Here is a 12,826-nt window from a genome sequence, read left to right on the forward strand (position 1 = left end):
CACGGGGAGAGACGAAGTGAGCGGATGCCTCGAAGGGAAAGTCGTCGCGATCACCGGCGCGGGGCGCGGGATCGGCCGCGAGCTGGCGCTGCACTGCGCGGCACAGGGCGCCGCGGTCGTCGTCAACGACCCCGGAGTCGCGCAGGCGGGCGACGGCGGCGACGCCGCCCCGGCCGAAACCACCGCCAACGATATCATAGCGTCGGGCGGCAAGGCGGCGGCCAATTTCGGCAACGTTGCCGACCCGAAGGAGGCCGCGAGCATCGTCGAGGATGCCGTCGCGCGCTTCGGCCGCATCGACGCGGTCGTGAACAATGCCGGCATCCTGCGCGACACCATCTGGCACAAGATGAGCTATGAGGACTGGAAGAGTGTCATCGACGTCAACCTGACCGGCGTCTTCAACGTCTCGAAGGCCGCGACGCCCCATTTTCGCGAGCAGCAGTCGGGCAGCTTTATCCATTTCACCTCGACCAGCGGCCTGATCGGCAACATCGGCCAGGCCAATTATTCGGCGGCGAAGCTGGGCGTCGTCGCGCTGTCGCAGTCGATCGCGCTCGACATGGCGCGCGTCGGGGTGCGGTCGAACTGTATCGCGCCCTTCGCGTGGAGCCGGATGACATCGTCGATCCCCGCCGAAACCCCCGAGCAGCAGGAGCGCGTCCGGCGGATGCAGGAAATGTCGGCGGACAAGATCGCCCCGCTCGTCGCCTACCTCGCCTCCGACCTGTCGCGCGACGTCACCAACCAGATCTTCAGCGTGCGCAAGAACGAGATTCTCCTGTTTTCGAAGCCGCGCCCGGTGCGCTCGATGGTGAAGCTCGATGGCTGGACGGCGGAAACGATCGCCGACGAACTGATCCCCGCCTTTCGTCCCGCCTTCGCGCGCGCCGACGAGGTGTCGGCGCATGTCTTTCCCTATGACCCCGTCTGACGGAGGCGCCGCATGAGCGAATGGCAGGGCTGGATCGGGCGCGAGGAGGAACGGCGCGACCGGATCGACGCGTCGGCGCTGGCGCGGTGGCTCGCGACGCTCGACCGCGGGGCGCCGTCCGACGGCGCGGTGCCGCAGGGGTTCCACTGGTGCCTCGGCCTGCCCGATGCGCCAACCGCGCAGCTCGGCAATGACGGCCATCCGCGACGCGACGAGAGCGAAGACAGCTTCATGCCGCCCGCGCCGCTGCCGCGCCGCATGTGGGCGTCGAGCGAGGTCGAATTCCTGCGCCCGCTGCACGTCGGAGAGGCGATTGCGCGCCGCTCGCGCATCGCCGCGATCGCCGAAAAGCAGGGCGGATCGGGCAAGCTGCTGTTCGTCACGATCGAACATCGAACGCACGCCGGCGATGCGCTCGCGCTGCGCGAGACCCAGTCGATCGTGTTTCGCGAAGCGGCGCCCCCCGATGCCCCGCTCTCCCCGCCCCCGCCGGGCGCGACAGGCTTCGACCCCGCGGCATGGGACGCCCATCGCCCGACGACCCCGAACGAGCCGCTGCTGTTCCGCTATTCGGCGCTGACCTTCAACAGCCACCGCATCCATTACGATCTGCCCTATGCGCGCGATGCGGAGCGTTATCGCGGGCTGGTCGTCCACGGCCCGCTCACCGCGACTTTGCTCCTCGACCTCGCGCAGCGCCAGTTCGGCGACAATGCCCTGACCCGCTTCGCCTTTCGCGGCCTGTCGCCGGCGATCTGCGGCGAGCCGCTGCACCTCGTGCTGCGCGGCGGCGGCGACGCGATCGAACTGGCCGCCTTTGCCGGCGACGGCCGACAGATCATGAGCGGCAGCGCCGCGACCTGACCCAGCGATAGGACCGACCATGCACCTCAGCCCCTATGATGCCGAGCATTTTCCCGAAATCCGCGAGGGCGTGCGCCGCCTGTGCGCCGAGTTTCCGGGCGAATATTGGCGCGAACTCGACGCGAAGCGCGAATATCCCACGGCGTTCGTCAAGGCGCTGACTGACGCGGGATACCTGTCGGTGCTGATCCCGGAGGAATATGGCGGATCGGGGCTGGGCCTGTCGGCGGCGGTCGCGATCCTCGAGACGATTCAGGCCGAGGGCTGCAACGGCGGCGCCTGCCACGCGCAGATGTATACGATGGGGACGATCCTGCGCCACGGCTCCGAAGAGCAGAAGCGTGCCTATCTGCCGAAGATCGCGACCGGCGAACTGCGCCTGCAGGCCTTCGGCGTCACCGAACCGACGAGCGGCACCGACACCACCGCCCTGCGCACCGTGGCGGTCCGTGAGCCTGCCCCGTCGAAGGACGGGGGCGACGATTATGTCGTCAACGGCCAGAAGATCTGGACCAGCCGCGCCGAGCACAGCGACCTGATGCTGCTGCTCGCGCGCACCACGCCCCGCGACCAAGCCGCGAAGAAGACCGACGGCCTTTCAACCTTCATCGTCGACATGAAGGCGGCGCTCGCCGACGGTTCGCTGACGATCCGGCCGATCCGCACGATGATGAACCATGCGACGACCGAGATTTTCTTCGACAACATGCGCATCCCGGCGGCCAACCTGCTGGGAGAGGAAGGAAAAGGCTTTCGCTACATCCTGTCGGGCATGAATGCCGAGCGCGTGCTGATCGCCGCCGAATGCGTCGGCGACGCCAAATGGTTCACGAAGAAATCGGCCGATTATGCGAACGAACGCCACGTCTTCGGCCGCGCCATCGGCCAGAATCAGGGCATCGCCTTCCCGATCGCGCGTGCCTATGCCAACATGCGCGCGGCCGAACTGATGGTGCACGAAGCGGCCCGGCTCTACGAAGCCGGACAGCCGAACGGCGCCGAGGCGAACATGGCGAAGATGCTCGCCGCCGATGCGTCGAGCGAGGCGGGCAATGTCTGCATCCAGACGCACGGCGGCTTCGGTTTCGCCGAGGAATATGACGTCGAGCGCAAGTTCCGCGAGACGCGCCTCTATCAGGTCGCGCCGATCTCGACCAACCTGATCCTCTCCTTCCTCGCCGAGCATGTCCTCGGCCTGCCGCGGAGCTATTGATCGGCGACGAGCCGCGCGCGAAGCTGCCCAAGCGCGGCGGCGAGCTGCGCGACCTCCGCCTCCCCGCGCGACCCCGCAACGATCGAGGCCGACAGGCAGAAGCCGGGCGCCACATCGGCGATGCCGACCGCGACCGTCCATATCCCGCGATGTGCGAAACCGCGGTCGATCGCATAGCCCCGCGCCGCCGCCTCGCGCACCTGCGCGGCATAGACGTCGAACGGCAGATCGGCCTGCCAGCGCACGGGCGCATAGCGGCGCGCCAGTTCGGCATCGTCGACACGCTGCGCCGCCGCCAGCGCCCGGCCCGCCGCGCCGCCGCCGAGCGGCTGGCGCTGCGCATCGGCGAACCGCAGCCGCATGACGGCGTCACTTTCGGCGTGCGCGACGAGTTGCAGCCGCTCGCGCGACGCCATTTTCCACAGCCCGACCGCGGCGTCGCCCTGCTGCGCCAATCTTGCCATCAGCGGCCGCGCGCGATCGATCAACGAGCGCCCCGCCCGGTCGCGCAGTCCCTCGAAACCGCCCCAGGGGCCCGCCAGCCGATAGCGCTTGCCGCCGGCGCCGCGCACGATGGCCCCTTCGGCCACCAGCGTGTTCAGCAGGTTGAAACAGCTCGACGGGCTGAGGTCGAGCGCGCGCCCGATCTCCGACAGCGTCAGGCCATCGCCATCGGCGAGCAGCCGCAGGATGGCAAAGGCTTGTGCGACGGACCGGACCGGCTGGCTCATCCCTCCTTCATATTTTTCCTGATGATGAAAAGCAAATTCCATTTATTGAAAAATGCCGAGGAACATCCTAGCCCACGCTCGAAGCGATTCGGCCCGCAACGCGCGGCGCCGAGGTGCGAAAAATCATTGCCATCGCGCGGTGGGCGGACAAGGATCGATCAGGACTTTTCCGCAAACGCGGGCGACAAGAAGGGACCGAAGGGATGCAGAACCTCGGAATGGACGCCGACGTCTTCGAACAGTTCATCGAACAACTCGACCGCTATGTCCGCGAGCGCCTTCTCCCCGCCGAAAGGGAGATCATCGAGACTGACCGCATCCCCGACGACATCCTGTCCGAAATGCGCGACATGGGGTTGTTCGGCCTGACCATCCCCGAGGAGTTCGGCGGCGCGGGGATGAACGTCAGCCAGTATATCCGCACCATCCACACGCTGTCCTATGCGATGCCGGCGTTCCGGTCGATCATCTCGATCAACATCGGCATGTTCACCTCGGCGCTCAAGAATGGCGGGACCGACGCGCAGAAGGCCGAATGGCTGCCGCGCGTCGCATCGGGCGAAATCGCCTGCTTCGGCCTGACCGAGCCCGGATCGGGATCGGACTCGGCGGGGCTCCAGACCAGCGCGGCGCAGACCGACAACGGCTGGGTGCTGAACGGCACCAAGCGGTACATCACGAATTCGCCCTTCGCGACAGTCGGGCTGATCATGGCGCGGACGAGCAAGGAGAATCTGCCCAAGAACGCCCATGTCTCCGCCTTCATCGTGCCGATGGACGCGCCGGGCGTGTCGATCGGCAAGTCGGACCAGAAGATGGGCCAGGCGGGCAGCCATATCGCCGACATCGTGATGGACGACGTCCGCGTCGGCGGCGAGGCGCTGCTCGGCGGCGAACTCGGCAAGGGCTTCGCCTATGCGATGATGAGCCTCGACAACGGCCGCATGTCGGTCGGCGCCGCCGCCACCGCCTATGCCCGCCGCGCGCTCGACAGCGCGGTGCGCTATGCGACCGAGCGCAAGGCGTTCGGCGAGCCGATCGCGAACTTCCAGCTCATCCAGCAGATGCTCGCGCAGAGCGAGATCGACATCTATGCCGCCGAATGCATGATGGAGGATGTCACCCGCCGCGCCGACGCGGGCGAGAATGTCCTGCGCAAGGCCGCGGCCTTCAAGGTGTTCGCCAGCGAGATGTGCGGCCGCGTCGTCGATGCCTGCGTCCAGGTCTATGGCGGCGCGGGCTATCTGGCCGAATATGACGCCGAGCGCTTCTTCCGCGATGCGCGCATCTATCGCATCTACGAAGGGACGACGCAGATCCTTCAGCTTCAGATCGCCAAGCATATGCTGCGCGAGTTCCATGCGAATGGATAAGCCCGCCACGATCGAGGCCCCGGAGGGAGCGGCCCATGTATAACCTCCTCCCCGGCCTCTCCGTCATCGAGGCGTCGTCCTTCGTCGCCTCGCCCACCGCGGGCCTGTATCTCGCCCAGTTCGGGGCCGAGGTGATCCGCGTCGACCAGATCGGCGGCGGTCCCGATTTCCGGCGCTGGCCGGTCACGGAAAACAACGATTCGCTCTATTGGGAAAATCTCAATCGCGCGAAGAAGTCGGTCGCGCTCGACCTCGGCCGGCCCGAGGGGCGCGAACTGCTGCAGGCGCTGGTGCGCGCGACGGGGCAGTTCGTCACCAATTTCCCGGTCAAGGGCTTCCTGTCGCACGACCTGCTGGCCGAAGGGCGTCCCGACCTCATCACCATCCGTGTGATGGGCTGGGCCGACGGGTCGCCCGCGCTCGACTATACGGTGAACAACAGCGTCGGCTATCCGATGCTCACCGGTGCGGGGCCGGAGCCGGTCAACCATGTCCTGCCCGCGTGGGACCTGCTCACGGGCGCCTATGCCGCCTTCGCGCTGCTCGCCGCGGTCCAGCGGCGCGCCGCAACCGGCGACGGCGGCGAGGTGCGCCTGCCGCTGTCCGACGTCGCGATCGGCACCGTCGCCAACATGGGCGGCATCGCCGAGGTGCTCTATAGCGGAGCGAACCGGCCGCGGCTGGGCAACGCCGTCTATGGCCTGTTTGGCCGCGATTTCACGACACGCGACGGGCAGCGGACGATGATCGTCGTCGTCACGCCGCGCCAATGGGCGAATCTGATCGCGGCGCTCGACCTCGGCGATGCCGTCGCGGCGGTCGAGGCGGTGCGCGGCGTGTCCTTCGCGAAGGATGACGGGCTGCGCTTCACGCACCGCGACGCGCTCTATCCGCTGTTCGAGCGGGCGATCGCGCGCCGCGACCACGCCGACCTCGCCGCCGCCTTCGACGCGGGCGGGATCGTCCATTCGCCCTATCGCACGATGCTCGACGCCGCGAACGACCCGGCGCTGGTGGCGGACAACCCGATCTTCGCGGACGCGGCCAATCCGAGCGGCTTCGCCTATCCCGCCGCGGGCGCCTTCGCGACCATCCCGCAGGCCGACCGCCAGCCGCCCCGCCCCGCCCCGCGCAACGGCGAGCATTCGGAAGAGGTGCTGGCCGCCCGCCTGTCGCTGTCGTCGGGCGAGATCGCCCGGCTAATCGACGCCAGGATTGTCGGCATTGGTTGAGATATCCCTTTCTTCCGTCACCCCGGACTTGATCCGGGGTGACGATCCAATTCAATACCAGAAACATACCGGAGAATGACATGACCCTGCGCCGCGCCGCCATCGTCGCCCCGATCCGCACCGCCGTCGGCAAGTTCGGCGGCAGTCTGTCGTCGGTTACCGCCGGAGAGCTGGGCGCCGTCATCCTGAAGGCGCTGATCGACCGCACGAAGATCGACCCCGCACGCGTCGACGATGTCGTCTTTTCGCAGGGCTATGGCAATGGCGAGGCGCCGAGCATCGGGCATTGGTCGTGGCTTGCCGCGGGCCTGCCGCTCGAAGTGCCGGGCTATCAGCTCGACCGCCGCTGCGGCTCGGGCCTGCAGGCGGTCGTCAACGCCGCGATGATGGTGCAGACGGGCATGTCCGACATCGTCGTCGCGGGCGGCGTCGAATCGATGTCGAACGTCGAGCATTACACGACCGACATTCGCAAGGGCGTACGCGCGGGCAATCTGACGCTGCACGACCGGCTGACGCGCGGCCGCGTGATGTCGCAGCCGGTCGAGCGCTTCGGCGTCATCACCGGAATGATCGAGACCGCCGAGAATCTGGCGAAGGACTACAACATCACCCGCGAGCAGGCCGACGCCTACGCCGTGCGCAGTCACCAGCGCGCCGCGGCGGCGTGGGACAAGGGGCTGTTCGACGACGAACTCGTCCCGGTCAGCGTGCCGCAGAAGAAGGGTGACCCGGTTGTCTTCGCGCACGACGAAGGCTATCGCGCCGACGCGAGCATGGAGACGCTGGGCAAGCTGCGCGCGCTGGAAGGCGGCGTCGTCACCGCGGGCAACGCCAGCCAGCAGAATGATGCGGCCGCCGCGTGCCTGGTGGTGGCGGAGGACAAGCTGGACGAACTCGGCCTCGAACCCATCGCCTGGTTCCATAGCTGGGCCGCCGCCGGATGCGACCCGAGCCGCATGGGCATCGGGCCGGTGCCCGCGGTCGAGCGACTGTTCGCGCGCAATGGGCTCGGCTGGGACGACATCGACCTCGTCGAACTCAACGAAGCCTTCGCGCCGCAGGTGCTCGCGGTGCTCAAGGGCTGGGGCTGGTCCGACGACGACAGCCGCAACGAGATACTCAACGTCAACGGATCGGGCATCTCGCTCGGCCACCCGATCGGCGCGACCGGCGGGCGCATCCTCGCCAATCTGACGCGCGAACTGGTGCGCCGCGACGGCCGTTACGGGCTGGAGACGATGTGCATCGGCGGCGGCCAGGGCATCGCTGCGATCTTCGAGCGCGCGGCCTGACCATGGAGCTCCGCCCGGCTCTGGCGGCGGCGCAAGCCTATCGCGCGACGGCGCAAGGGGCGCTGGCCGCACGGCTGGCGGCAAACCCGATCGACGCCGAGCAGCGCGCAGCGCACGGCTTCGCATGGGTCGCGACGACGGTCGCCGCGCTGGAAGCCGTGCTCGACTGGCTCGAGGCCGGAAGGGGCGACAACCCGCTCGACGCGCAGGTCGCGACGCTGGCCTTCGCCGAAAGCATCGGCCAGCTCGCCGGCGGGCTGCCGATGGGGCAGAATGAAATCTTCCGCCCGGCCGACCTCGGAATCGGCGCGGCCGCCCGGACGCTCGCCGATGCCTGCGCCGATCTGCTCGACGCCGACCATGCCGCAATGCGCGCCGCTGTCGCTGCCGCGCTCGCCGAGGGTCACTGGCCGAGCGAGACGCTGCACGACGCCGACCTCGACGCGATCCGCGACCAGTATCGGCGCTTTACCGAAACGGAGATCATCCCCCACGCGCATGGCTGGCACCTCGCCAACGCCCTGATCCCCGACGCCACGGTTCAGGCGATGGCAGACCTCGGCACATTTGGCGTTTGCATAGCGGAAGAATTCGGCGGGCTCGGCCTCGGCAAGCTCGTCATGTGCATCGTCACCGAGGAGCTGTCGCGCGGCTGGATCGGCGCGGGGTCGCTCGGCACGCGGTCGGAGATCGCGGGCGAACTGATCGCGATGGGCGGCACCGACGCGCAGAAGGCCGAATGGCTGCCGAAGATCGCCAGCGGCGAGATATTGCCGACGGCGGTGTTCACCGAACCCGACACCGGCTCCGACCTCGGCTCGCTCCAGACGCGCGCGCGGCGGGTCGGCGACGGCTGGGTGATCGACGGCGCGAAAAACTGGATCACCCACGCCGCGCGCTCGGACCTGATGACGCTGCTCGCGCGCACCGTCGCCGACGCCAAAGGCTATGCGGGCCTGTCGATGCTGCTGGTCCCCAAGCCGCGCGGGACCGAGGCCGATCCCTTCCCGGCCGCGGGAATGAGCGGCAGCGAGATCGAGGTGCTCGGCTATCGCGGGATGCGCGAATATGCGTTGCAGTTCGACGCGATGAAGGCTCCAGCCGACGCGCTGCTCGGCGGCGAGGAAGGGCAAGGCTTCAAGCAGCTCATGCGCACCTTCGAGGGCGCGCGCATCCAGACCGCGGCGCGCGCGGTCGGGGTGGCGCGACGCGCGCTCGAACTCGGGCTCGCCTATGCGCTCGCCCGCAAGCAGTTCGGCAGGGCGATCGTCCATTTTCCGCGCGTCGCCGACAAGCTGGCGATGAGCCTCGTCGATTTCGTCGCCGCGCGCGAGTTGAGCTACGCCGCCGCACGCGCCAAGGACTCGGGCAAGCGCTGCGACATCGAGGCGGGAATGGCGAAGCTGCTCGGCGCGCGCGCCGCCTGGTCGAACGCCGACGCCGCGCTGCAAATCCACGGCGGCAACGGCTACGCGCTCGAATATGAGATCAGCCGCGTGCTGTGCGACGCGCGCATCCTCAATATCTTCGAGGGTGCGGCCGAGATTCAGGCGCAGGTCATCGCGCGCGGGCTGACCGCCGGGCGGAACTAGATCGCATTCGTTTTCAGAGCATGGTGATTTTGGATAGACCCGCTTCGTCATTGCGAGCGGAGCGAAGCCATCCAGGGCGGTCTGCGCACGCTCTGGATTGCCGCGCGGCTTCGCCGCTCGCAATGACGATCATTCGATGTCACGCTCTAAATGAACCTCGATACTCCCGCGAAGGCGGGAGTCCAGAGCGGCGAAAAGCCCGCGTCGGCATATGAACGCTCGGGGTCCCCGCCTGCGCGGGGACACAAGAACATTCAAACGGCATATTTCGGCTTCCTCGTCACCCGGACTTGATCGGCATATATAGCCTTCAGGCAAGTCAGGAGCTGCTCCCCGGCGAAAGCCGGGGGCCAGATGGCACAGCGCTGCTTCGCATGGACCCCGGCTTTCGCCGGGGAACGGTGACTTGGCGAAAAGGTATAATTGCCGACTTGATCCGGGGTGACGATACAGGAACACGCGCCATCGCCCCGTCGCACATCGTCATGGATTACCGCGATTTAAGGGTAATTTTACAGCTCGCGGGCTAGAGGGGCGCGATGAATGCCACCCTCTCCCCTCCGCTGCTGCTGCTCATCCTGACCAGCGTCGGCATGTCGGCGCTCGCCCAGATGCTGCTCAAGCTGGGGGTGCAGGGCGCACGAGCCACGCGGACCCTGTCCGAAACCATGCTGGCCTATGCCAGTTCGCCCTATCTGATCGCGGGCTTCGCGCTCTATGGCCTCGGCGCGGTGCTGTGGCTGTTCGTCCTCGCGCGCCTGCCGCTGAGCGTCGCCTATCCCTTCGTGGGGCTGGGTTTCATCTTCACGATGCTGATCGGTGCGATGGCCTTTCACGAACATCTGTCGCTCACGCGCATCGCCGGTACGCTGTTGATCGCGCTCGGCTGCGTCCTCGTCGCGCAGAGCGCTGGCGGTTCATGATCGGGGCGGCCGCCGCCTGGATCGAAGCCCATTATCGCGGACTGGTCGCAACGCTGATCGCCGCGACGGTCGGCGTGCGCCTGCTCGCCTGGTTCGCGATCGGCGAGCCGCTCGGCAACGACGGTCTCGCCTATTTCCGCATGGCGGAGGCGATGGCGGGCGGGCATTGGCCGGTCGATCAATGGGGACAGCACGCCTTCTATTCGATCGGCTATCCGGCGGCGCTGGCCCCTTTCTTCGCGCTGTTCGGCGCGAGCGTCGGGACCGCGATCGCCGCGAATCTGGCGCTAGCGGCGGCGAGCGCGGTGCTGCTGGTGCTGCTCGCGCGCGAAATCGCGATGCGGCCGCCCTTCGTCCTTCTGCTCCTGCTGGTTCATGCCCTGTGGATCCCCGGCATCTGGAACAGCGCGATGCTGGCGCGCGAGAATCTGTCGACGCCGCTCTTCCTGCTCGTCCTGCTCGCGTCTTGGCGAATGCTGCGCGGCGGCGGCAGCACGGCCGCGCTGCTCGCGGGCGCCGCCTATGGCGCGGCGATCCTGACCGGGGGATCCGCGCTGCCGCTGATCGTCGCGCCGCTGCTCGCGCTGCTGTGGACGGGGGAGCAGCGGGTGCGTCGCGGCCTGCTGGTCGGGGCCGGTACGCTGGCCCTGCTCATCCCCTGGGCCGCCGCCACCACGGCCATGGTCGGGGCACCGACGCTCAACACCAACGGCGGCTTCAACCTCTATCTCGGCAACAATCCCGCGGCGACGGGCGCCTTCGTCAGCATCGCGGACACCCCGGCAGGCCCCGAGTGGGAGGAGATGCGCCAGCGGCTCGGCGAGCGCGGGGCGAGCGCCGAGCTCGGCGCGCGCGCCATCGCCTATGCCAGCGCGCATCCCGCACGAACCGCGAGTCTGGGCCTCACCAAGCTCGCGCTGTTCTGGGCGCCGAACGTCCCCGACGCCGCCGATTTCGCACAGTCGCGCGCGGTGGCGACGGCGCGCTTCGTCGAGGTCGCGCAATATCTGCTCATCCTCGGCTTTGCGCTGTTCGGCCTGCTCGCAGGCGGAGGAACACCGCGGCAGCGCTGGATCGTCGCGGCGGCGATCGCCGGTTTCTGGGCGCTGCACGCCGCCGCCTATGTCATCACCCGCTATCGCGACCCGGCGATCCCCGCGCTGATGCTGTTCGCGGTCGTCGGCTGGGGCATCGCCTGGGACCGGCTGCGCCCCCGCCCGAAGGACGCGCTCGATGCCGCCGCATGATCCCGCCGAGCCGGCCAAGGTCGCCCTGATCGTCGATCTCGACCGGACGCTGACCCGCGCCGATGTCGCGGTCGAATCGCTCGTGCGCCTGATGCGGCGCAGTCCAATGCTGTTCTGGCAATTGCTGCTCGCGCTGCTGTGGGGCCGCGCCGCGCTCAAGACGCGCCTCGCCCGGCTCGATCCGGTCGATCCGGCGCTGTTGCCGCTGCGCGCCGAGGTCGTCGACCTGATCGGCGAAGCGCGCCGCGACGGCCGCCCGGTCATCCTCGCCAGCGCCGCGCACCGACGCAATGTCGGCCGCGTCGCGCGCCATCTGGGACTGTTCGACCGCTATCTGGGATCGAGCCGTCGCCGCAACCTGAAGAGCGCCGGAAAGCTGCGCGCGATCCGCGCCGCGATCGGCGACGCACCCTTCGACTATGTCGGCGATTCGACCGCCGACCGCGCGATCTGGCGCGAGGCGCGGCACGCCTACACGGTAGGCGTGCCGACCCGCTCGGCGAACGAGCAGCGCGTCGGCCCGCCCCCCAAGAGCCCGTTTCGCGCGCTGGTGAAGGCGATACGCCCGCACCAGTGGGCGAAGAATGCGCTGGTCTTCGTGCCGCTCGCTACCTCGGGCCATATTCTCGATTTCGTCGCGCTGGGGCAGGCGACGCTCGCCTTCGTCAGCCTGTCGGTGATCGCGTCGAGCGTCTATCTGCTCAACGACCTGCTCGACATCGACGCGGACCGCCGCCACGCGCGCAAGCGCTCGCGCCCCCTCGCGGCGGGCGATCTCGGCATTCCGCTGGCGCTCGCGATCAGCGGCGCGGCCGCGATCCTGGGCCTTGCGATCGGCTGGTTCCTGCTCGGCCCCGCGACCTTCGCCGCGCTCGCGGCCTATTTCGCGCTGACGCTCGCCTACAGCTTCCGGCTCAAGTCGGCGATGATCGCCGACGTGCTCGCGCTCGCCTCCCTCTACACGATCCGCATGATCGTCGGCGCCGCCGCGATCGCGGTCGCCCCGTCGATGTGGCTGCTGATCTTCTCGATCTTCTTCTTCCTCAGCCTCGGCTATCTCAAGCGCTATGTCGAGCTCGACGAAAGCCGCAACGAGCGGCACCAGCTGTTGTCGGGGCGCGGCTATGTGCCGTCGGACAAGATGTTCGTCGCGATGGGCGGCGTCGCGTCGGGCATGGTGTCACTGCTCGTCCTGCTGCTGTTCGCCGCCGAAAAGGGCGAAGGCGGCGAATATGCGCATCCGGCGCTGCTGTGGCTGCTCGTCATCCCGCTGCTCTATTGGCTCAACCGTATCTGGATGATGGCGGGGCGCGGCCAGGTCGACGGCGATCCCGTCGCCTTCGCGCTGCGCGACCGGCGCAGCATCGTCGTCGGCGCGCTGCTCGCGGTCATCGTCGTCGCCGCCAAATATGGCGGCTGACG

The 12,826-nt window shown here is 68.3% G+C and carries 11 protein-coding genes; 10 read left to right on the forward strand and 1 reads right to left on the reverse strand.

Going from position 1 to position 12,826, the window contains the following annotated elements; all coding sequences use genetic code 11:
• Positions 1 to 16: 16 nt before the first annotated feature.
• The 3 genes from AC2S9W_RS17685 to AC2S9W_RS17695 are packed head-to-tail and all read left to right on the forward strand — an operon-like array spanning position 17 to position 3,011.
• Positions 17 to 934, forward strand: a complete 918-nt coding sequence (locus AC2S9W_RS17685) for an SDR family NAD(P)-dependent oxidoreductase (protein WP_076076154.1) — start codon at positions 17 to 19, stop codon at positions 932 to 934.
• Between the two features lie 12 nt (positions 935 to 946).
• Positions 947 to 1,798, forward strand: coding sequence for an HTD2 family dehydratase (locus AC2S9W_RS17690; protein WP_486571362.1), 852 nt, complete (start codon positions 947 to 949; stop codon positions 1,796 to 1,798).
• A 19-nt stretch (positions 1,799 to 1,817) separates the two neighbouring features.
• Entirely contained in the window at positions 1,818 to 3,011 is a 1,194-nt protein-coding gene (locus AC2S9W_RS17695; RefSeq protein ID WP_486571363.1) for an acyl-CoA dehydrogenase family protein, read from the forward strand.
• Here AC2S9W_RS17695 and AC2S9W_RS17700 read toward each other — a convergent pair.
• Positions 3,005 to 3,742, reverse strand: coding sequence for a helix-turn-helix domain-containing protein (locus tag AC2S9W_RS17700; protein WP_486571364.1), 738 nt, complete (start codon positions 3,740 to 3,742; stop codon positions 3,005 to 3,007). The genes AC2S9W_RS17695 and AC2S9W_RS17700 overlap by 7 nt on opposite strands.
• Positions 3,743 to 3,945: 203 nt before the next feature.
• On the opposite strand from AC2S9W_RS17700, the gene AC2S9W_RS17705 reads away from it, so the two are divergent.
• The 7 genes from AC2S9W_RS17705 to AC2S9W_RS17735 all read left to right on the forward strand — a co-directional run bounded on the left by AC2S9W_RS17705 (position 3,946) and on the right by AC2S9W_RS17735 (position 12,824).
• Entirely contained in the window at positions 3,946 to 5,115 is a 1,170-nt protein-coding gene (locus tag AC2S9W_RS17705; protein WP_486571365.1) for an acyl-CoA dehydrogenase family protein, read from the forward strand.
• A 35-nt stretch (positions 5,116 to 5,150) separates the two neighbouring features.
• Entirely contained in the window at positions 5,151 to 6,347 is a 1,197-nt protein-coding gene (locus AC2S9W_RS17710; RefSeq protein ID WP_104959769.1) for a CoA transferase, read from the forward strand.
• 80 nt (positions 6,348 to 6,427) lie between these two features.
• Positions 6,428 to 7,642: an acetyl-CoA C-acetyltransferase gene (locus AC2S9W_RS17715; RefSeq protein WP_104959770.1), complete on the forward strand. Its 1,215-nt coding sequence runs from the start codon at positions 6,428 to 6,430 to the stop codon at positions 7,640 to 7,642.
• Positions 7,643 to 7,644: 2 nt separating this feature from the next.
• Positions 7,645 to 9,234, forward strand: a complete 1,590-nt coding sequence (locus AC2S9W_RS17720; RefSeq protein WP_486571366.1) for an acyl-CoA dehydrogenase family protein — start codon at positions 7,645 to 7,647, stop codon at positions 9,232 to 9,234.
• Between the two features lie 539 nt (positions 9,235 to 9,773).
• The gene (locus AC2S9W_RS17725) at positions 9,774 to 10,157 is read left to right on the forward strand and encodes a DMT family transporter (RefSeq protein ID WP_076076173.1); all 384 of its coding nucleotides are present in this window, start codon (positions 9,774 to 9,776) and stop codon (positions 10,155 to 10,157) included.
• Positions 10,154 to 11,404, forward strand: a complete 1,251-nt coding sequence (locus AC2S9W_RS17730) for a hypothetical protein (protein WP_486571367.1) — start codon at positions 10,154 to 10,156, stop codon at positions 11,402 to 11,404. The genes AC2S9W_RS17725 and AC2S9W_RS17730 overlap by 4 nt, the downstream gene beginning before the upstream one ends.
• Positions 11,391 to 12,824, forward strand: coding sequence for a UbiA family prenyltransferase (locus tag AC2S9W_RS17735; protein ID WP_486571368.1), 1,434 nt, complete (start codon positions 11,391 to 11,393; stop codon positions 12,822 to 12,824). Before AC2S9W_RS17730 ends, AC2S9W_RS17735 begins: the two co-directional genes overlap by 14 nt.
• Positions 12,825 to 12,826: the final 2 nt, after the last annotated feature.

Source organism: Sphingopyxis sp. 550B (genome assembly GCF_057401805.1).

What these genes read in the sequence shown, in the direction of transcription:
- AC2S9W_RS17690 (WP_486571362.1), top strand. Translation starts at nt 947, where the DNA reads ATGAGCGAATGGCAGGGCTGGATCGGGCGCGAGGAGGAACGGCGCGAC.
- AC2S9W_RS17695 (WP_486571363.1), top strand. Translation starts at nt 1,818, where the DNA reads ATGCACCTCAGCCCCTATGATGCCGAGCATTTTCCCGAAATCCGCGAG.
- AC2S9W_RS17700 (WP_486571364.1), bottom strand. Translation starts at nt 3,742, where the DNA reads ATGAGCCAGCCGGTCCGGTCCGTCGCACAAGCCTTTGCCATCCTGCGG.
- AC2S9W_RS17705 (WP_486571365.1), top strand. Translation starts at nt 3,946, where the DNA reads ATGCAGAACCTCGGAATGGACGCCGACGTCTTCGAACAGTTCATCGAA.
- AC2S9W_RS17710 (WP_104959769.1), top strand. Translation starts at nt 5,151, where the DNA reads ATGTATAACCTCCTCCCCGGCCTCTCCGTCATCGAGGCGTCGTCCTTC.
- AC2S9W_RS17715 (WP_104959770.1), top strand. Translation starts at nt 6,428, where the DNA reads ATGACCCTGCGCCGCGCCGCCATCGTCGCCCCGATCCGCACCGCCGTC.
- AC2S9W_RS17720 (WP_486571366.1), top strand. Translation starts at nt 7,645, where the DNA reads ATGGAGCTCCGCCCGGCTCTGGCGGCGGCGCAAGCCTATCGCGCGACG.
- AC2S9W_RS17725 (WP_076076173.1), top strand. Translation starts at nt 9,774, where the DNA reads ATGAATGCCACCCTCTCCCCTCCGCTGCTGCTGCTCATCCTGACCAGC.
- AC2S9W_RS17730 (WP_486571367.1), top strand. Translation starts at nt 10,154, where the DNA reads ATGATCGGGGCGGCCGCCGCCTGGATCGAAGCCCATTATCGCGGACTG.
- AC2S9W_RS17735 (WP_486571368.1), top strand. Translation starts at nt 11,391, where the DNA reads ATGCCGCCGCATGATCCCGCCGAGCCGGCCAAGGTCGCCCTGATCGTC.